Annotated in this window: 17 protein-coding genes; 6 read left to right on the top strand and 11 right to left on the bottom strand. The window is 44.2% G+C overall.

Annotated features, from left to right (window positions below):
• From A3739_RS14770 to A3739_RS14790, 5 genes are all read right to left on the bottom strand, one after another.
• Positions 1–298 (bottom strand): hypothetical protein (locus A3739_RS14770; RefSeq protein ID WP_197472342.1); only part of this gene is annotated, 298 nt, incomplete at its 3' end.
• The gene (locus A3739_RS14775) at positions 295–1,695 is read right to left on the bottom strand and encodes a TolC family protein (RefSeq protein ID WP_068477686.1); all 1,401 of its coding nucleotides are present in this window, start codon (positions 1,693–1,695) and stop codon (positions 295–297) included. The genes A3739_RS14770 and A3739_RS14775, both read right to left, overlap by 4 nt.
• Before the next feature lie 44 nt (positions 1,696–1,739).
• Positions 1,740–3,980: a response regulator gene (locus A3739_RS14780; protein ID WP_068477685.1), complete on the bottom strand. Its 2,241-nt coding sequence runs from the start codon at positions 3,978–3,980 to the stop codon at positions 1,740–1,742.
• The gene (locus A3739_RS14785; RefSeq protein WP_068477683.1) at positions 3,970–5,307 is read right to left on the bottom strand and encodes an HlyD family type I secretion periplasmic adaptor subunit; all 1,338 of its coding nucleotides are present in this window, start codon (positions 5,305–5,307) and stop codon (positions 3,970–3,972) included. The genes A3739_RS14780 and A3739_RS14785 overlap by 11 nt, the downstream gene beginning before the upstream one ends.
• A 74-nt stretch (positions 5,308–5,381) precedes the next feature.
• The gene (locus tag A3739_RS14790; protein ID WP_068477681.1) at positions 5,382–5,708 is read right to left on the bottom strand and encodes an Hpt domain-containing protein; all 327 of its coding nucleotides are present in this window, start codon (positions 5,706–5,708) and stop codon (positions 5,382–5,384) included.
• Between the two features lie 239 nt (positions 5,709–5,947).
• Here A3739_RS14790 and A3739_RS14795 point away from each other — a divergent pair, with 239 nt between their 5' ends.
• The 5 genes from A3739_RS14795 (at position 5,948) to A3739_RS14815 (ending at position 10,294) form a co-directional block, all read left to right on the top strand.
• Entirely contained in the window at positions 5,948–6,487 is a 540-nt protein-coding gene (locus A3739_RS14795) for a heme NO-binding domain-containing protein (protein WP_068477680.1), read from the top strand.
• An 11-nt stretch (positions 6,488–6,498) separates the two neighbouring features.
• The gene (locus A3739_RS14800; protein WP_068477678.1) at positions 6,499–8,226 is read left to right on the top strand and encodes an ATP-binding protein; all 1,728 of its coding nucleotides are present in this window, start codon (positions 6,499–6,501) and stop codon (positions 8,224–8,226) included.
• A 37-nt stretch (positions 8,227–8,263) separates the two neighbouring features.
• Positions 8,264–8,758 carry a hypothetical protein gene (locus A3739_RS14805; RefSeq protein ID WP_068477676.1) on the top strand — a complete coding sequence of 165 codons (495 nt, stop codon included), beginning with the start codon at positions 8,264–8,266 and terminating at the stop codon, positions 8,756–8,758.
• A 346-nt stretch (positions 8,759–9,104) separates the two neighbouring features.
• On the top strand, positions 9,105–9,608 hold the full coding sequence (locus tag A3739_RS14810) for a hypothetical protein (protein WP_068478848.1): 504 nt from the start codon (positions 9,105–9,107) through the stop codon (positions 9,606–9,608).
• Positions 9,605–10,294: a hypothetical protein gene (locus tag A3739_RS14815; protein WP_068478845.1), complete on the top strand. Its 690-nt coding sequence runs from the start codon at positions 9,605–9,607 to the stop codon at positions 10,292–10,294. Before A3739_RS14810 ends, A3739_RS14815 begins: the two co-directional genes overlap by 4 nt.
• A 121-nt stretch (positions 10,295–10,415) precedes the next feature.
• Here A3739_RS14815 and A3739_RS14820 read toward each other — a convergent pair whose 3' ends face one another.
• The 3 genes from A3739_RS14820 to A3739_RS14830 all read right to left on the bottom strand — a co-directional run bounded on the left by A3739_RS14820 (position 10,416) and on the right by A3739_RS14830 (position 13,319).
• Complete coding sequence (locus A3739_RS14820) at positions 10,416–11,093, bottom strand: VCBS domain-containing protein (RefSeq protein ID WP_156493751.1); 678 nt, start codon at positions 11,091–11,093, stop codon at positions 10,416–10,418.
• Positions 11,094–11,276: 183 nt separating this feature from the next.
• Positions 11,277–11,990, bottom strand: coding sequence for an OmpA family protein (locus A3739_RS14825; RefSeq protein WP_068473171.1), 714 nt, complete (start codon positions 11,988–11,990; stop codon positions 11,277–11,279).
• A gap of 24 nt (positions 11,991–12,014) precedes the next feature.
• On the bottom strand, positions 12,015–13,319 hold the full coding sequence (locus A3739_RS14830) for a TolC family outer membrane protein (RefSeq protein ID WP_068478839.1): 1,305 nt from the start codon (positions 13,317–13,319) through the stop codon (positions 12,015–12,017).
• Positions 13,320–13,565: 246 nt separating this feature from the next.
• Between A3739_RS14830 and A3739_RS14835 the strand changes: the two genes are divergently transcribed.
• Complete coding sequence (locus tag A3739_RS14835; protein ID WP_068478836.1) at positions 13,566–15,179, top strand: hypothetical protein; 1,614 nt, start codon at positions 13,566–13,568, stop codon at positions 15,177–15,179.
• Between the two features lie 68 nt (positions 15,180–15,247).
• On the opposite strand, the gene A3739_RS14840 is transcribed toward A3739_RS14835, so the two are convergent.
• From A3739_RS14840 to A3739_RS14850, 3 genes are all read right to left on the bottom strand, one after another.
• Positions 15,248–16,588 carry an HlyD family type I secretion periplasmic adaptor subunit gene (locus A3739_RS14840; RefSeq protein WP_068478833.1) on the bottom strand — a complete coding sequence of 447 codons (1,341 nt, stop codon included), beginning with the start codon at positions 16,586–16,588 and terminating at the stop codon, positions 15,248–15,250.
• Positions 16,585–18,792: a type I secretion system permease/ATPase gene (locus tag A3739_RS14845; protein WP_082878429.1), complete on the bottom strand. Its 2,208-nt coding sequence runs from the start codon at positions 18,790–18,792 to the stop codon at positions 16,585–16,587. Before A3739_RS14845 ends, A3739_RS14840 begins: the two co-directional genes overlap by 4 nt.
• Positions 18,793–18,909: 117 nt before the next feature.
• A partial coding sequence (locus A3739_RS14850) for a VCBS domain-containing protein (RefSeq protein WP_082878430.1) occupies positions 18,910–21,092 on the bottom strand: 2,183 nt, incomplete at its 5' end.

Below are 21,092 nucleotides of genomic sequence, written 5' to 3' on the forward strand. Positions count from 1 at the left end.
AATTTGCATGTGAGATCGCATGGAATATGCCTTTTGTAATATGCGATTCAAAGCGTTTTATTTGAAGGGAAACAAATACTTGCTCTATTTGACTGATAATGCCATCGAGAATCACTGCAAGCAAAATAATAATAAACAATAGCCAAAGTGAAGATTGTGCACTATTAGGTAAAATACGATCAAAAATGATAAGTATAGAAAATGGTAGTACGAGGTTAAGTAAGGTACTGATAATTGAACAACAAATGAGATAAAAGCTTCCTTCTAAACCGAGCTTTGGAAAGCGCTTAAATCTCATACATCACCTCCTTGCTCAATACTTCTGATTAAAGAATCAAGTTCTGGACGTTGTCTCCAGTCATATTGACGCATTCGAGCACTAATGTTAGCGACCATTTTTAAACTTAAATTTCCGAGTAAAGACTGAATTTCAACCACATTCTTAAGATAGTTATATTGAGTATCAAAGAAGGCTCTGAGGCTATCAAAAAGCAATTTTTCGGCAGATAGGACATCGCTCAAAGTTCGTTCTCCTAGTTCATAGGCACGTTTTTGTCCTTTGAAAGACTCTTTATTTGCTTGTACGTTTTGTTTAAGCAATATGGCAGATTTAACATTTGCATTGACTTCTAATACGGCTTGTTTGAGATCAAGCTCTGCTTGTTGATAGGTATTGTCAAAATCGAGCTGTGATTGTTGAACTAGGTGCTTAGCTTTTTTTGCCTCAAAGAAACGCTCGCCACCGATAAGGATTGGCAAGTTGAGCGTCACTCGATAACTCGTGTTATCACTATCTCCAGTGGCAGGCAGAACAGTAGAGGATGCGTTATTCGTATCAGTGTATGAGTAGTTTATACCCGCACTGATCGTTGGAGAGAATTTTGATCTTGTCTCACTCAAGCTACTCTTACTTTTTTGAAGTGTTTGATACGCAATCAAAATATCGAAATTGGAGTCTCGCAATTGATTCAGGTAAATCGAAAGGGTGGCTTGATCAATTTCGCTAATCAAAATAGACGGATCAATATCATAGGTTGGGCTTGCACGATAACCGGCATCTTTTTGTAGTTTTGCGATTGCAATATCGATACGTTTCTGTAGATCTACTAACAAAGTGCTCACGCTGCCCACTTTTGCTTGTGCCTCGTATAGCGACGAGCGGGCGGTGTTTCCTGCTTCGACATTTTTACTGACCTGTTGTAAGAGTGCGTTAGATGAATCTAACTCATGTTCTGTTGCGAGTCTGCGGGTGTAAAGCTGAAGGATTTCAAGGTAGTTATTGAAGGCGCTAGAAATAATCTCCTGACGGGTTTGTTCAAACTTGAGCTGTTCAATTGTGTATTCTTGACGTGCTTGGCTGTAGCGAAATAGACGGCCAAGATCGAATAACCGTTGGTTAAGTGTGATCTGATAACCATGCTCGTTATACTCGTTTTCGATATCCGGTCCCGGATCTTGTTCTGTGTCGGATTCATTCCAGGTTGTATTGGCACTAGCACTAAGGCTTGGGAAAAACTCAGTAAGGCTGATCGACTTATCGTATTCGCTCGCTTCAAGGCCTGCTTGCGCACTCGCGATTTCAAGATTATTGTTGATCGCTTGTTCGACCACAGAGGCGAGACTATCCGCATAGCTTTGCTGAACATAGCCCAGCTGGCTAAGTAAAATCAGTTTAGTTATAACGAACTTCAACATTCGTGTTGATTATCTCCCTGCGCGACAGACCTTGTGGGGACGCGCTAACTTATTTTTTGTACCGCCATGTAGTTTTTGATTACCTTGAAGATTTCTTCGTTTTTATATGGCTTGCCAATAATGTAGTCCATACCAGCATCCATACATTCTTTTTTATCTTTGTTGCTCGTGAGTGCTGTAGCACCAATGACGGTCAGTTCACCATATTGATCGGGGTTTGCACGTATCTTTCGTGTTGCTTCAATGCCGCCCATACCGGGCATAATGCAGTCCATAAAAATGATCGCTGGTTTTGCTTCTTTTAAACATTTCAGCGCTTCTTCCCCTGAATTTGCCGTATCGCAACTAATGCCGAATTCTTCTAATAGCTGAACCAAAATGATTTGCTGAATTTGATCATCCTCAACAACGAGTATGCGCTCGTCTGTCACAGCGGTTTTACTCTCCTCTTGATCGATCTGCTGAATCAATTTGGTGATAAAGCTTTTATTGTCTGAGGGGCGATAGAATATATGATCGACATTCTGGTAGGTGTCTTCGACCAAGTCAGGATCCGACACAGAAAGCAGCAGACGTGTACTGCCTTTTACTTTTGCCAAGCGAGATTTAAGTGTTTTACAGAATGACTTCAACTCAATGCCTGGTACCGTATCTGTCACGATAAAGGCATCAAACTCCTGTGCCTTGGCACTCGCTTTGAAAATATCGTTAGGTGAACTTGCCCATTCCAAGCCACAACCAGATTCGGAAATCGTGCGGCTGAGAATATCCAATTGCAATGGAGAGTCGCCACATAACAGTACTTTCTTTCCTTCAAGGATTGCTTCGTTTTCAGGATAAACTTTTGGCGTTGCTTCAATACTGACGACTAACTTTTCGGCTTGAGTGAGTGTCGGCGACGATTCGTCTAAACAATCTAACCACTGCACTTTCAGTTGTGCATCACTGCCCAATAGCTGCTGAGACTCGGAGCGTGAGCCTAGGCTCTGAGCTTCAAACCACTCTGCATTTAAGACTTCGTCGAGCGGCGCACTGAGTTCATTGCTGAAGAGAAGCTCGAATGACAACACAATTTTATCGATGCTATCAGCTGACTGGCATTGAACGAGCAGCAACGCGTGTTTGTCGCTCATTTGTGTAATCGCATTTGAAAAGTGGAACAGCAGGGTCCAGAACACGCCGATCTGGTTTCCGAACACAACACTCGGAATGTGCGGATCGATATAACTTTCCATTTTGCATTTATTACGTCGTACCTTACTTGCAAGGGATGTAGATAAATTCGCGAGGAGTGCATTAATGTCGATAAACTCGCCACCTTCTGCTTGGCCCGATGAAAGTAAGCGATTGAAATTCTCGGCCAACTCTTCGAGCATATCCGTAGCCATCGATATTTCATGCGCTAAGAACACACCATGGTCATCTGTATCTTTGGTTAAAACGCGCAAACCACCTTTGATCGTGGTGGTGATGCCGCGCATTTCAAAACCGATCATCGCGTATAGTTTTCGGTACAAATCCATTTGGTTACGGAAGTGATCAAGCTCGTGCTCTGTGTTCAAAACCTTCGAAAAGGCACGTCGCTCTAATTCGCTGAGATCGGTCTCACCGAGTAACGTTTTAAAACCATCGGTATCCCATTGGCTAATGGTTTGTGCGGTTTGATCCAGACGCATGTTGATCTCTGTGTAGAGCTTTTCTTGGGTCTTAGAGCGAAAGTGGGCTGATAAATATGCAATAAAGAAGAGGATGACAGAGGCTGATATGAAGCTCGCATACAGCTTTATTTTTAACGCTTGTTTCTCGTTTTGGGAGAGCTCAAACTGTGCGTAAAAACGCGCATGCATCGCCTCGATGTTGGTACTGTCTTTCAGTAGATGATTATAGAGGACGTGATTGTCCTTCGTTTGTAAAAATTGATCTAAGTGTAGGGTGAGAATATCTAGGCTGGTGACACCGACAAAGCTCGCAATTTTACGTTCTTGTCCCACCATGTTTCGAAAGCGTTCCGCCTCGCTTTTTAATAACGCTGTGGGCGTGATGATAAAGTCGTCTAAACAGGGTTGGCTCTTGCAGCTTTCTGAATTGTGTAACAGGGTTTCCGTGAGTTTCACGAGGTGTTCAGATTGTTCGACCAAACGATATTGTTTTAAGTCGCTCTCGGGCGTAACCGTCATATCGTGAATGACAAATACCGCCGAGATAGCGAGGCAGAGGATCGCAAAGCCTGCACATAATAGCGAGTTAGCTTTTGATACCACTACGCTGAGCTTGCTAGCGTTCATCGAAGGAATCCTGTATCGCGGCCATAATTGGTTTCAGAGCATAGTCGATCACACGTCGTGTGCCGGTTTGAATATCAGCCGTGAGCTCCATGTGCGGAGTGATCTTGTATTGCAGGCCTGAACGCTCAACGTAGTCACGTGCTAAGCTCACTTGCACCATGAAAAACTCATTGTCCTCTTCTTTAAATGAGCTTCTCGAGATTGATGAAATCGTGCCGTCGATGCTGCCGTATTGCGTAAAGTTGTAGGTATCGAGCTTTACCTTAGTGAGTTGCCCCATTTCGACAAAGCCAACGTCTTTTCTTGCCAACTTAACTTCGGCAATCAGTTCACCGCCTAAGGGTGCAATATCCGCAATACTTTCGCCCGGTGGGACGACGGCGCTTAAATAATTAAAGTGAAGTTTGTCGACGATGCCCTCAACGGGAGAAAATACTTCCATACGCTCAACTTTATCAGACGCGCGTATGAGTGCTTGGTCCTTCAGTTGGAGATCTTTGCGGGACTCACTTAGTTCCATGCGATAATCAGAATGACGTTTTAAGCGCTGGTCGTTTAGTTGCTTCTCGAGCCTGGCGAGTGCAAATTCTTCGTTAAGTATGCCTTCGTCTAAATTCTCGATTTCGCGCGTCATGTTCATGCGTTGCACACGCATGTTAAGTACGTCGACATAAGACGCGACGTTTTCTTTGTAAAGAGCTTCCTTAATCGAGAGTTGTTCTTCAATGAGTTTTAATTGCTTATGCGCACTTGCTTTCCTTGTTTTCATCGAGGCCATTAGGCCCCGTTTATGCTTGATGTCGTGCCCGACGATAATGTCATTGGATTCATTTTTTTGATGCTCTTTGTACCAACTTTGCCATTGCGCTTCGACTAACTCGGCAGATTGTGCATCAATCGCAGAAAACGAGAAATCGGGTTCTCTTTCTTCAATTAGGGAAGTTAACCTTTCGATATCCAAACGTAATGCCAAGCTTTCGACTGAAGCAGATTGCAGTTCAACATCCCGGTCAGCCGCTTTTAACCGTGCGATTTGTTGACCGACAAAGACTCGGTCACCTTCGGCTACTAAAAGTTGATCGAGTATTCCGCCTTCAAGGTGTTGGATTTTCTCGATGTCTTGTTTGAGAACAACTTCGCCGCGGGCAGAAACGGCGATATCTAATTCGGCCTGTGTCGACCAGATTAGAAGAATTAGAATCGTCGTGAAGAACAGAATTTGTAAACGACGACCAGTTTTGCCAGGAATTTCTGCGTCATCAATTGTACGCTGATCTAGCGCATGATCTAGCATCGCCTTTTTGATGACTCGTTGAATTTCGCTCATTTAGTCTGCCATTTTTACTGCTAAAAAGGCCTGACTTTTTGTTTGTTTGTGTCATGCCTTTCTGGTATGTAGCATTATGAGAGGTGGCTGAGAATTTGATCATTAATAGCTTTAATACGCTGTTCCATATCTGCTATTAATGCTTCGTCTGGTACAGCTCCGCCTCGTGCTGCGGACTCTATTTCAGCAGCTGCGGCAGCATCATCAACAGCGCACATATTGGCTAAAGCGCCTTTTAACGAATGTGCCAAATGATAAATCTCCTCTGTATTGCCCGATGACACGGCGCTATCAAACACGGCGTTTTGGCTGCCATACTGAACCGTGAAAATACCAAATATCTTCTCAACGATCGCAGCATTATTCCCCAAGCGTGTGTTCAATTGGTCTATATCAATCATCGAATTCCCTCCGTAAGTGAAATCAAAATATAGACGTAATTGTTAGTAAAGCAATAAAATTTAATGTCAAAATACCGGCTTCATACGCGGTTATTGCGTGAATAATCTAGGATAATTACGAGGTTCTTGATGAAGTATTATTCAGACTTTGAACTAAGCTAGGGTTAGCTAGACCAGAGTAAGCGCTGAGCGGAGTCAAACTTGATTAGAGTGCTGGTGATATTGCTGAGGAGGGTGAAATGAAAGGTGTCGTTTTTTCAGAGTTCATTGAGTTAGTAGAAGAACTGTTCTCGATAGATATGGTGGACGAAATTATTGACGACTGTGATCTTGAGAGTGGCGGTGCTTATACATCCGTAGGACTTTATGATTATAAAGAAATGCTGCAGCTAGTGACCGCCTTGTCAGCAAGAACAGGAACGCCTATTCCTGATTTATTACATGTCTTTGGTCAACACCTAATCAAAAAATTCAGTGTGAGCTTTTCCGACATGTTTGCGAATGCAGAAAGTTCTTTTGATTTTCTAGAGAAAATCGATGGGCATGTTCACGTAGAAGTGCGCAAACTTTACCCAGACGCCGAGTTGCCTCAACTTGGTACAGAGCGCATTGACGATAATACCCTTGTTATGAAATACCGCAGTAATCGCCCCTTTGCTGAACTCGCATATGGCCTGATGCTCGGCGCCATTAATCATTTTGGAGAGCAAATAAATATCACGCGCGAAGACCCTAAAACAGATGGTACCGCGCAAACCTTTACCTTGGCTAAGGCTTAAGTGTCGCGCGAATGACAGATGAAGCGAAATGGAAGCGCAGGCTAGAGCGAGAGCGGGCAGCGAGAAAGCAGGCTGAGGAGTTGCTCGAGCAAAAATCTTTAGAATTATGGGAAGCCAATGAGGCTCTAAAGTCATTTTCTGAAGATCTGCAACGAACGGTAGACGTGCGCAGTGTTGACTTGGCCCAAGCGCTTGAAAAAGAAATGGAAGCGAATAAGGCTAAGAGCGAATTCGTGAGCATGATTAGCCACGAAATGCGCACACCACTCAATGCCATTATTGGCTTCAGTGAAGTGCTGACCAATGAAGATCGAAACGCGAATCTGAGCAAAGACCAAAGCCAACACTATTTAGAAAATATACTCACCTCGTCAAAAGGCTTGCTTTCTCTAATCAACGATATTCTTGACATGGCTAAGATTGAGGCCGGTAAGCTTGAGCTCGAAACGCTTGAATTTGACCACGCTAAGCTTATTCGACAATTGCTAGATACCCACACGATCGCTGCTCGAAATAAAAACTTAGCGCTTAACGTGGATATTGATGAGCAAGTTCCTAGCATGCTCGTCGGTGATCCGAATCGTCTAGCACAGGTGATAAATAACTTAATGTCTAATGCGATTAAGTTTACAGATCAAGGTAGCGTGAGCCTCTCTATTTCTATGGATAAGAAACTAGATTCAGGCGATTTTATTCTTCTCTATGCCGTTCAAGATCAAGGGATTGGCATGAATTTAGCTGTGATGGAAACACTGTTCACTCCTTTCACCCAAGCTGATAATTCGATGAGTCGTAAGTACGGCGGAACAGGCTTAGGATTAACCATATCGCGACAACTATGCGAAGCCATGGGCGGTAAAATATGGGTTGAAAGTTCCGAAGGTAAAGGTTCGACCTTTTTCTTTAAAGTACGTTATTCACCTGCGCAGCAAGAAGTCGAATGCCCACAAGCAGCTCAAAACAAACGGGAAAATCGGCTGAAAGGCTATTACTTACTCCTGGTCGAAGACGATCTCATCAACCAAGAGCTTGCCAAATATCTTATTGAAAGCGAAGGCGCTAAATTAGATATCGCCTCGAATGGTTTTGAGGCGGTTGACTGTGTTTCTAAGAATCAGTATCACTTAGTGCTGATGGATCTGCAAATGCCGGTTTGTGATGGCTATAGTGCCACTTTAAAAATCAGAGAATCTTTCGATCCGCAGCAGCTAGCCATTGTCGCCATGACTGCCAACGCTGCGATAGACGTCAAAGCGCGTTGTCTTGAAGTCGGTATGACGGACTTCTTAACCAAGCCTTTTGTTCTTGAAGACTTACTGCAAAAGATCGAAGAGCATTCTCTTAAAACCTCGATCGGCAATGATGAATCTTTCGCCAAACCAAAATCTGATACCAAGAACATGATTGATGCGAATGCTGCATTGACAGCATTGCATGGCAATCGACATCTTTATTGTCGGATTCTCATGCAGTTTCAGCGCTGCTGTGAAGACGGTGTCTACGCCCTAGATCAAAAACGTATAGAAAAAGATGAAATGAATAGTTTGCGGCTAATCTATACTGTTAAACGTCTTGCTGGCGCCATTGGAGCTAAGAACCTTGAGTCGCTATTAAATGATCTAGAAGCAGCGATTCAAACGAAATGTGAAAGCGATATTGATCGATTAATTGAGGAATATTCCAGCGTTTTGGCATCGGTCAACGCAGAAATATCTGGTATTGATTTAAGCGAAATTTAGACTTTACTGTCTTGGTTTTTATAACGAGGAGTGAGCAATGGAAGAGCGTCAAACACGTCATTGGTTTTCCCCCATCCTGATTCTAGTGTTATCGATTATCGGTGTTGTGATTACTGAGGTTTCTGTTGAAACGAGTATTTATTATTGGATGGGAATCTTCGTTTTTCTTGCCATTTTGTTTACTTTCTTGGCGCTGAAAAGCGATGGGAAAGTCTATGTGATGCACCATGCTGGGCATTGGATAGGCGGATTTACAGCGCTGGTCATGGTCTATTTGTTTATGGATGCAGGACGTCTCGATCCTTCTCAGGGTGCTCTCGTTAGCTTTTTGATCTTAGCGCTTACTGTTTTTACAGATGGTCTGCGCTTGCACTACCGCTATGCCGTCGTAGGCTTTTACCTATTTGTCGCGGTCGGCATCATTGCTTTCGTTGAAGCATTTGTTTGGTGGTTCTTAGTGTTATCACTGGTTGTGATTGGCTTAGAGGTCGCTCTAATTATGCAAGCGAAAAAAGACAAAACCACGAGTTAGGTGGTCAACGCACGATTATCGGCGTTAGATGGATCACCTAATTACAAGCGGCTTTGCAACCGATTTTGTAAATTTGTTATGTAGTTTGAAATAACTTGAAATCCTAAAAATCTAAACTTGAATTGCATCAAAATTATATGAAGGCCCGCCTGTAAGCAGCCAACCAATTGTTTTGATGCATATTTTCGCAGATAAGGCGTAGTGCGAAAAAGTATCCTGAAACTGATCTTACTTTTGGAATTTAATACAAAAGAATGGAAAGTTTAGGATGGATGACAATAATGAGTCAGAATCAGAGAAAACAGAACAGATCGATACTCAGGCTAAGTAGTCCTTGGGTCACGTGATGACTGTCTCTGAGCAAGAAGCAGAGGCTTTAGGGGCTAGTACACCAGATGCTTCTAGTCTTGAGTTATCATATCGTGCAGCGTTTGACTCTGTAGCTTGTTCGCTTGGATACTTTGATTATCACCAAGAAGCACATCAGTTAGACAGTGAAGAACCTCTTCAAAGTGTTTCGATAGAGCAGCTCAATGAGCTCGCACGCATTAACCATCTTACTTTTACACCCACTAGCAAAGTTCACGAGAAAGGGGTTGATGACTTACTCGGCTTACTGTCTCTGCTTCTAGTCGGTGAAAACAAGGTATCATTAGTGATTCTTGAATATACGCCAGGCCACTGGCGAGTGTTTGATATTAAGCAACGTACCGAAAATATCTTTCAGCTGAAGAACTCATTGAGTTTTCGCCCTTGGCGCAATTCTATGTTGAATTCAAAAGCGATGACGCGGGAGAGCTCGAACCATCAAAGAGTTTCTGTGATAACTGGATCGTCAAAGAAGTTGTGAAACATAAGACCATTTATCGCGATGCGGTATTGGCTTCGGTTGTCATTAATTTAGTCGCTTTATTTATACCGCTCTACACGATGAACGTGTACGACAAAGTTGTGCCCAATCTAGCCCTTAATACCTTATGGGTACTCACCGCGATCGTCACCATCGGTCTGATCTTTGATTGGATTTTGAAGTCTTCTCGACCCATGTTGACGGACAAAATTGGTCAGCACATTGATACGTTTTTATTGACCCGCATCCTGCAGAACGTAATGGCCTCTAAAAGCGAGAGCACGCCGAATTCCATTGGTACTTTCGCTAAACAATTTCAAGACTTCGATGGGGTTCGAGACTTTCTTAATTCAATGACTATTACGGCGATTGTAGATCTACCTTTCGTGTTTTTGTTTTTGTTTTTGTTTTTGTTCTTGTTCATTATCTATTTGGTTGGTGGCGTATTGGTGATTGCACCACTAACGATCATGGTTCTAATGATTGTGATTATGGTGTTGGCACAACCGAAGGTGTCGAACAACATTCAGCAAATGTCGAAGCTAAAGTCTGAGCGCAGTGGCTTGTCCAAACGGAATTGTTGCAGACAAGCTAATACTAGCTGCCGCAACTATGCGAGAAATCTTCATAATGGTTCGTCCGTTAATATTTTATTTTTATTCAAGGTTTACGGAATCGATGGCTAAACCGAGAGCTTTATTCCTGCTCAGAGTGGCGGCAGGTCCTCAAGCTAAAGCTTTAAACTGGAGGGAATGGCGAAGCAGACAGTTCATTTGCTTCGCATTTAGTAATTTGAGCGTATTGTTCTTAGTTGATTGTGAGCAACTCATCGATCATTGACATGATTTCGTTTTCAGCAACAACGTTCGTTTCAACTGATTTCTCGTGTTGTTCTAACATCTCAAGTTGTGTTTCGACGATCTCAGGAATGTCTTCAGAACCTTGAAGTTTTATATCGAAGGCAAAGTCGATATCTAAGTCACGCGTTTGAACACTGATGGTAAAAGCATCAGTTTGTCGTGCGCCTTCGCTAAGCTTGATGCCATCAAGAGTAGCTTCATCAAAGTGGTAGAACCATTCTCCTGTAGCAAACACAATCAGTGAGCCGAAACGGCCCTGATATTCTTGAGCTTGCATAGAAGTGCTTTGATTCAAGCGTTTAAATTGACCATAAGCACCGATGCCTTCGTCTGAAATCATCGTACCTTTGTATTCGTTGTTAAGAATTTCTAGATGTTTTAAAGCCTGAAGCGAGTTGCGTTTGTTCTCAGCAGAACTCTGGTTGATGAGTTGTTCCACGGAACGAGGTGTATCAGTATCAAGAGTGAAACGCTGACCGGCAGTATTTTTTAAGGTAATGCTCTGTTTCGATAGGCTTGAGACTAAGTCGTCCTTGGTTAAGCTGTCTTGCTCCCTAATTTCTACGCGACGTCCTGTCCAATCCATATAAAATACTGGACCTGTTACTTCCACTACTGAAAACACTGCAGCGACCTCTTCGCTATAATAATAATGTGATACGAAATTTACCTTAATGTAACGCTATGTTAACGAGATCTGATCGTTGTTACGTGAGGCAAAAGGCAAACAATTGTGATTTGGAGGTCTAAATAAGAAGGTGAAAGAGAAGGAAAAAGAGTCTGAAAAAGAGAGGAAGAGTAGGGAAGATTAGATGGCGTTAAATTGCTTTGTCGATGATTTGCTCGATGAACCAAGCTCAATAGTCCATATATCATATTGCTTCGCGATAACGCGTTCTTGTGTGATTAAGTGCGCGATCATTCGTCGATTTTGTTGTCGCCCCTCTTTTGATGCGTTCGAGGCAATGGGCTGATCCGCGCCAAACCCAGCGGTAAGTATTTTTTGGGAGTCGATCTGATATTGCTTGATGAGAACATTCGCAACAGCATCGGCTCGTTTTTTAGACAGTGTTAGATTGCTGGAGGGAGAGCCAGTGCTATCTGTATGCCCCTCTATGAGAAGCATGAATTTCTGATTTTGCTTGTAGGTTTTCGCAAGGTTTTCAATAACTGGGTAATACTCTTTCGAAATTTCGGCACTGTTACTCGCGAACTGAATACCCAAATCGATGCTTTGAATTTCATTGTAAGACTCAACACAACCTTCGTTATCAATCACGGCATTTGTGCTTTTCTTATCGCACTGATCTCTTTGATCGATGACACCATCGTCGTCTTGGTCATCTAGAGTCTTATGTTCTTTTAGAAAGGGCTCAACTTTGTAGGGTTCAGGAGCGGTTTCAGCATGTTTTGATGGTAAGCCTGAACCGAACTCTTGGTTGTCCTCAGTGTTTTCGGTACTGTGATGAGCGCATGCGATTAATGAGAAATAACAAATGAAGAGTAAGCATCGTGAGTACATTTTTTGATCCTCATTGATCGTTGGCTATGAATCTTCTTGAGCGAGAGAACCTTCAACATTTACGCGTAATGCGTCGAGAATATAACTCATACTCGCTATGACTCTATATTGTGTATAGATGTATTCGTAATCGGCAGCCAAGTACTGTTTTTTTGCTTCAAACACCTCATTTTGTGCATCAAGCAAATCGAGTAATGTTCGCCTACCTGCCTTAAATTGAGCCATGTAAAGAGTGGCACTTTCTTCACTTTGATTGACGTAGTCTTCTAGGTGAATAAGTGTTTGCTTGAGGGTTAGATAAGCATCCCACGAGGCGTCAACATTTGCTTGAACTTCTCGGTAAACACGGTTTGAGCGCATTCGTGCAGCTTCTTCTTCATAACGTGCTTTTTTCTGTCGTGATGCGTTGGATCCACCTTGATAGAGGTTCCAATTCATTTCTAGCAGAACTCGCCACTCGTTTTCTTCGCCATCAAACCCCGAAACGTCGTCTTTCCATCTGCGGTCAGCGACGATATCTAAGTCAGGATAAAGATGCGAGTTTAGCCCCGTTGTATTGGCGGAAGCGGATTGCACGTTTAAGCGACTCGCAATTAAGCTTTGATTATTGTTCAACGCTAAGGTTTGAGCACGTTCGTTACTCTCGGGGATGTAAGCTTGATCGACTTCTGGACGAATCAGGGTGGCCGGGCGTTCGCCTGTCAATTGCGCGAAGACGGTTTCGGCATCACGCAGGTTATTCTTTGCGGAAAGTAGATTGGCTTTGACGCGTGCGAGACGTCCTTTCATTTGGGTCAAATCAGCTTTGTTAGAAACGCCTTGTTTCTTTCGTGCACTAACAAGTTCAAAAGTTTCTTCATGCCGCTTTAAATTCTCTTCTGATAAGCGCACGACATCGCGTGCATTTAAAACATCGGTATAGGCTTTAGCGATCGATAGAGAAGTTTGTTCTGCTTGCCCCAAGGCTTGGTAATAACTTGCTTGCATCGCGAAGTCAGCGCGATCATGTTCGCTCACATTCGCAAAGCCGCGAAATACAGGAATAGTGAGCTGTAACTTTGCTTGGGTTCGCGTTTGATTGGTCTCACCAACGCCTTGTCGATCGATATCTTCTTTCCCAGTGTCAGCGCTTAAATCTAAGCTTGGTAGAAAGTTTCCTTGCGCAGCGCCTAAGTCTTCTCGCGATGCGTAGTAGCTTTGCAGAGCGACCGACATTTCAGGATTACTTTGTAGTGCTTCGAAGGTTGTTTCTTCTAAGGTTTTAGAGTGAGCCAGAGAGGATGAGACAACACTCGATACGAGAATGCAGATCGTCGCTCTAAGTCGCATATTTGGATCACTCCTTGATAATGTCGCGGCCAGATGTTTGGCGGAATTTTTATTTATATTCAGCATAGTAGATGTTTGTTTTTTGCGCTAGAAAGTCGCACTTGAATATAAAAATTCTGTGACAATGTATTTTTTTTATAAGTAGTTGATTTTGTTGGATTTACATTTTTATGTCTAAATCGTATCGTTCCGCCCAATGATTCACATTTTTGGTCTTAGTATTACGAGGCCTCTCTCGGAGAGATTATGACGAAAGGACTTATCCAAATTCTTCCTGCAAGCCTTGCTTCAGTATTGCTTGTTGCGTGCGGTGGAGGCGGAGGAGGCTCTGCGGGCACGATTCAAAAGTGTTCCTCTTATCCTGAGTTGAATAATCCTAACTCGAACTGTCCTGCTTGGCATGATGAGCAAACCTTAGCTGAAACAGGTGCGACGGCACGCAGTATTGATAGCCCGGCTATTTCTATCGATGAAGATGGCAATATCTCCGCTATTTTTAGGCTTGAGATGGATAATGGTGCTCAAGAGGGTTTCAAGGACATCACCTATGAATACGACAATGCGCAATGGAGTGAACCGCCACCAAATTTATTCTTAGATAATGTGCTACCGAGTGTTGCGACTTTTATTGATGAAGGCGTTCGTACTTTTGCGTTCACATCGGGTTCCTCGAGCACTGATACTGTGACGGTGCAACAAGGTGCGTTCAATATGAGTGGCACTGAATTGATCAGCTCGACGTACACTGATAATGTTCAATTATTTGGCTCTACAGTCGTGGATTATGGCTCGGAGGAGCATCCGGTTTATGCTTACATTGTGCAGTCAAATTCGAATTACGATGTGTGTTTGACTTATAAACCAAACAGCTCTGCTAGCTATCAAGATCGGTGTTCGGACATTGATCCAAGTGTTGAATTGAATGCGAGCGCTCAGCAATTCAGTTCACTTTCGTTATCTGCGGAGTTTTCTTCAAATACTCTGAAAGCGGGCTTAGTGTTCGGAGAAAATCTAAGTTACACCGACGGTTCTACTGTAACGCTTGATCGTATTGTTGCGGCAAATATCTCAGCGAATGCTTCGGGTATTACCAGTCATGTTTCTAAGGTTATTGCCCAAGACACTACCGGTACGAATCAGTATGCCAATCCCCAAGTCGAATTAGCATCAGGTTCAGCAGCATTGTTTGTGACTTTCGATGAACTGACAAATGATCAGGTGGGTTTGTTCATTCTTGATGAGAATCTTGATAGGGCGCACCCAGCGACACTTGCTTCAAGTATCATCAATGGCGGGCTGACTTTCGATACAGCGCGCAATGCGCGACTTGTTAAGGCACTTGATGGCGATATGGTCTGGGCATTTTTTGCGACGAAAGATGGTAATGAGAGACCGATTATCAGACGTATTAATTTTTCGGGAGCGGATCAAGCAGGCTATCAATTAGATGATGCTCAGGTATTGCAAGCAGGGTTAGTTGGTAGTGCAGGCTACACGCAAAATGCGCTAGATATGGCTTTCGCCGGTAATGGCAATATGGCGATCGCGTACAAAGAGAGCCTTTGTGAAGACGCCGACAATGTTGGGGCGGGCAGTTGCTCTCAATATACTTCGCGAGTTCGAGTAGCCTATTTTCGAGTACAAACCGGTCTGTTTGATCAATCGACTAACAGCATCGTTTCTCAACAGAGTTTTGAAAATGAAAGTGCTATCGTAGATATTCCTACGGATAATCAAGCACTCGCTATCGATGTTAATTCGGAGAAGGGTCAAACGGCCATTATCTTCCAAGAAAGACGTGCGCCACAAAGCGGTTCGGGACCTGCTGAAAATACGGTTCGTGTTCTTCGACTAGATTAGTTTCGTTTGTCATTTGGTTAGTAACACTGGCGTCAAATATTGACCCAGTGTTCTACTCCCGCGCAGCTCTAGCGTTGCAAGGCCCGCAACAGCGGCTTCATGATGTATTCCAATACTGAACGTTCAGCTACGCTGATATCAACCGTTGCTTGCATGCCAGGTATGACGTTCAAGCGCCCGTTAGGGTTATCAAAGTACGCTTGGTCTACATGTACTTTCACAAGGTAGTGACTATTTCCGCGTTGGTCCGTAATTGAGTCAGCAGAAATGGTTTCGACCTTGCCATCCAATCCGCCATAGACAGCAAAATCGAAGGCCGATATTTTCACTTTGGCGTACTGATCTCGGCGAACAAAGCCAATGTCTTTAGGTTTTACTTTCACCTCGACAAGTAATTCATCACCCACAGGGACGATGTCGATAAGTTCTGCGCCTGGTCTCGCGACCCCGCCTATCGTATTTATGTGCAAGGTCTGGATAATGCCATCCACCGGAGAGCGCAATTCAGTTCGGTCAACGCTCGCAGCGCTCACAGTTTGTTTACCACGCGCAATATCAAGGCGCGTTCTTACTTCAGAAAGTTGTTGTTGGGCTTTGGCTTTAAAACTTGCCACAACGCTTTCTTCTTCTTTTTGAAGGCGATCTATTTCTGATCTCAGTTCAGGAATTTCATTTTTTGTGGAATTGACTTCAGACTGTGCACGACTCAATTGTTGCTGAATATCGAGCACCACAGATTCAGATACGGCCCCCATTTTTAGCAAAGGCTCATTCATTTTTAGTTGCTGCTCAACAAGCTGCACTTGTCGTTGCTGATCTTGTTGACGTTGGTTCGCCGCAACAAGTTCTTGCCGGGCTTTGCTTGCTTTTAAATGAATGTCTTCGACTTGTTTATGTAGTTCTTCCTGACGAACTTTGTATAGTTGAATTTGGGTTTCGATGAAGCGTTTATTCTGTTTGATTTGTTCTTCCGTGAAATTAGGTGCCGTACCGGCAACCTCTGCCGCTAAACGCATTTCTTCTGCGATTAAAGAAGAGGTTTCTGCAACTGATTGCGCGAGAGAGCCGCCGGCAGTTGTTGCATCTAGTTCCATGAGTAGATCACCCGCTTCCACGGTTTGGCCTTCACGCACATGAATAGCGCTTATAATACCGCCATCAAGATTTTGAATGACTTGTGTATGACTGAGCGGAATGGCTTTTCCTTGGCCGCGAACAATCTCATCAATACTCGATGTATAAGCCCAAGCAATGAGCGCGAGTACCATGACGAGCAACACCCATAAGGTGATTTGCGCCACTTTTGGCGTACGCATTAACTCGCCTTGCGAGGCATCTGTAATAAAATCTAAGTCTTCTTGATGCAGCTTCTTCAATTGTTTTTTGCTGAGGTGATCACTAGTGCTCATGCTTCACCTCCGTCTTTAGTATCGGACTTATCTTGTGCAGGTATTTTTCCTGATAAGCGATCGAGTATTTCTTGCTTGGCGCCGTGCATTAGAATTTCACCATCATCCATTACCGCGAGCGAGTCGAGCAAGCTCAGTATTGCAAGACGCTGTGTAAATACGATGATTGTTTTATCAGGTGCGAGCTTGCTTAAACGCGTGATTAAACGTCGCTCTGAGTCTTGATCTAGTGCACTAGTTGGTTCATCAAAAATTAAGATTTTTGGATCGCGAAGCAGTGCGCGTGCGAGTGCAACACATTGACGCTGCCCGCCTGAGAGCATGCGTCCTTGTTCTCCACATTGTCGATTTAATCCTTCTGGATGCGTCGCGGTAAATTCCAATACGCCGGCCATCTCTGCGGCTTTTAGAATTTGGTCGTCAGTCGCATAAGGTGTGCCGGATGCAATGTTTTCGCGGATGGACCCTGCAAACAGCATCGGTTGTTGTTCAACACATCCGATCAAAGAACGTAAATCGCTGGGATCCAGTTGTCGAATGTCAATGCCATCCAATTTGATGACGCCCTCGGTCGGTGTATAGAGCCCCATTAACAAGCGCAATAATGTTGTTTTTCCGCAGCCAATTCGACCGATCACCGCCAGTCGACTGCCTGCAGGAATATCAAGCGAGACGGATTTAATGATCGGCACTGTTTGTTCAGGGAAAGTGATGCCTACGCCTTCAAGCTCATAGTGTCCTTCGGTGTGGTTGCGTTGTAGGTATTGCTTGTCTTCCTCACGCTCAACCGGCATTTGCATAATTCGCTCGATGCCCTCGTACGCCTCTTTAGTTTGACCCCAGCGAGCGATCAAACCTGCTACCTGCGCCATTGGGGCGATTACGCGCCCAGTCAGCATGCTTGCGGCGATCAGACCGCCCATGCTTAGTTCATGGTTTGAGATTTCGTATACGCCAACGATCAGTAGAGCGACAGTCGTCATTTGCTGAACAAAACCAGAGGTGCTGGTGCCGATGGTTGAGTACAAGCGAGAGCGATTGCTCCAATAGGAGTTTTCACCGACATTTTGTTCGTACTTGCGCTGATTCAGGCCTTCCATACGATTGCTTTTAACCGTCTCTAAACCGTTCAGGGTTTCAATGAGCAAACCATTCTTGACGGTCGAGGCACCATAGCTATGCGTGATTGACTCATCGACCGGGCGCCGAATAACGATGGTAATGATGAGAATAATGAGTACTGCGACGATTGGCACAATCACTAGGTTTCCGCTGAATATGTAGATCGCAATCAAAAATATAATTACAAATGGAATATCAACGAGCGTACTCATCGTTGCAGAGGTGATGAAGTCTCGGATGCTCTCGAACTCACTGACCATTTTTGCAAACGAGCCTACTGAAGAAGGCCGGTACTCTAATTTTAAGGCCTGAACGTGCGAGAATATCTTAGATGATAAGATAACATCTGATTTCCTACCTGCGACATCAAGAAAGTAAGTACGTATTAACTTTAACACCAAGTCGAAGAAGAAAATGATGCCGATACCGATTGAGAATGCCCATAAAGTATCAAAGGCTGAGTTAGGTACAACGCGGTCATACACATTGCGAACATAAAATGGGCTTGCGAGAACAAATAAATTAATCAATACCGATGCTATGATGACGTCACGGTAAATAGGGAATGACAGTCGGAGCGTATCCCAGAACCAATGTTTACCGGCTTCTCCGGTCACCAGTTTACGTTCTTTATCGAATTGGTATTCGCGTTTGATAAAAAAGCAAAATCCGGTGTAAAACTCATTCAAGGTCTCGAGATCAAGCTTTTCCTCACCCAAGCCTGCTTCAGGTCGAATAATGGTCGCTTGATTGGAATCTTTGTCGATATGATTCAGTACGCACGCATTGCCATTGTGAAGTAACATTATGGCAGGCAATACCTCTGGAACAATTGAATCGAGTTCGCGGCTTAGCATGCGAGTAGACAAGCCTGCACGCTCTGCGGCACGCGGGAGCAGGGTAGTGGTTAGCTTGTTCTCGACGAGGGGAAGGCCTGCACTTAATGCTGTTGCTGTGCTTGGTTTGTCATAGAGTTTTGAAACTATGACTAAGCTATCGAGCAAAGGATCAAAATGCGTGCGCTCTGGCGAGCCAGTATCCCACTGTTCCATCTGAGAATTATTATCCTGCTGATTCGTCATTTAGTCCTCTGAACTGCTATTTAATTCTGTTATCTCAAACTCTAACGCGTCAACCTGATACCTGATTAAGTCCGGCATGACCGAGTTGGCATCTTTTTGTCACGCAATCTTTAATCACTATATCGGCGGCAAACTATCATCATCGGGTTTGGCCACTAAACTATCTAAATGTGAGCTTGAACTGCCACCCACTGACTCGTCTGGTTCTGTGCCGTCTACAGCAAGGTCCGTTTGGCTCTGAGCGCCATCAGAATGCTCACTATCGCCACTCTTCGTTGCAATGTTTGCTTCGTCTTTTACCTTAGTCTTGTGGTGGGCTGTTAGATGTTCTTCAATCATGGTTTGTAAAGCATCGTTTGCCTCATTTTCAGAGGCTCCACCAAGAACAGTAGCGGCGCGCTCTTCTGAAGTATCAAGAGATTTCTGATCTGTTCTGTCTGAGCTATTTTCTTCCTGAAGCTGTTCATGAGCTGCAGAAAAGTTAAGAAGAGGTTCATCGCTAAATGAATATTCAAACTGCTCTGCGACTAACGATGCAGTCATTTGCTGATCATCAATGGTAAATTCATTCAATAGTTCATTATTATCGATAGACTCATCGTGGGTAACCGAATTAACAGTACTGACCTGAACTTGTCCCTGAGCATCGATGACGGAAGTCGCTTGTAAACCACTGCCAGTATCTGTGGTGACAACGGTAGTTTCAAAACCTGAATTGGTCGCGGTAAGCGCATGATCAGAGATCAGTTTTAGTTGGTCACTGAGTGCCGGATCGATTTGATAGCTATTGTGGCTTTGCGGTACCGAGTGGCCATTGTCATAGATGAGAGCTACACCATTGGGTAGATGTGTTAGAGCGATACTGTCTATAGTTTCTCCTGGATTTTTATGGACAGAAATATCTAAGTCATATTCATAGCTAGCTACGGAAGGCCCGCCAATAATGCCTGCTTGGGGAACCAGACCACCATTGGCAATGTCAATATCGATACTGATGACAGGTGGGGTATACTCATCTTTTCCGTGCACGGTAATGGTTAAGTTCTGCGTGTCAGTCGCACCGCTTTGATCGACTACACCAACGGGTATTGTCAGCGTTTGAACTTGACCTGCCGCTAGGTGTTGGTAACTCGCATGGCCCGGATCAAAGCTATAGCTACCGTCTGCATGCAGGGTAAATCCGTCGGTTTGTTGCAATACACTATAATGCGCAACGTCATGGTCATCCGTATCAGTTGACGTTAACTGACCGGTCAGCACTTGGCCGTCTTCCGTAACACTTTGCGCTTGAATCTGATCTAACACCGGCGCATCGTTAGTCCCGGTTAAGGTGATGACAAGATTTTTCGTGTCACTAGCTCCAGCCAAATCTGTAAGAGTTACCGGAATTGTAATTGTTTGCACATCGCCTTGGGCTAAATGATTGTAGCTGCTGTGACTGGGATCAAAACTATATTTCCCATTCTGCTGGAGTACAAAACCGTCGACACTCGGGGAAGAAAAGCTAACTCGGTCGTGGTTATCGTGCTCTGCGACATAAATTATCCCTTTTGTTAGTGTCGTATCGCCTTCATGTGCTGCTTGAGCTGTAATAGAGGTGATCTCCGGCGCATCGTTAGTGCCCGTCACGTCGATCGTTATCGTTTGCTGTACCGGTGTGCCGCTGCTGTCTGTGGCCGTGACAGTAAAGTGCTCTGTTACCTGTTGATTAGCTGCTAGGGTATACGTCGCATGGCTTGTATTGTCCAGTTGATAATGCCACTGTCCCTGTTGATCAATACTCAACTGACCATAGCGGCCCTGCCCCTGAACCACTTGCCAGCTGGGGGTATCGCCCATGTCTGGATCGGTTACGTTTAACGTTCCAGTGGCATCGGCATTGCCACTGGAACCATCGCCCGCTTCTATTACAGCGCCAGTGCTAGCGCCTATTATTACAGGAAGATCATTAGTGCCTTTTACGGTGATATTTAGCTGATGTGCTGTACCATCCGCACTATGGACAGTCAGTAGTTCGTGCTCGACCTGCCCCCCTGATAATGACTGTGATTTGATATTATCTGGCACATAAGTCCAGTGACCACTTACATCAATATGTGCAGTACCAAATGTGCCCACAATCGTTTCTGGTTTAAAGCTAGACTCGCCATCATCTTTATCAACGATATGTAATTGGCCGGTTGTTAATTGACCACTATCTTCAACCACTTGTCCTGTCGACACGCCACTAATCGTCGCCGCATCATTCGTGCCGGTAATCGTGATGCTTGACGTCTGTGCAGTAGCCCCACCACGCGAAT

The organism is Oleiphilus sp. HI0067 (assembly GCF_001635735.1).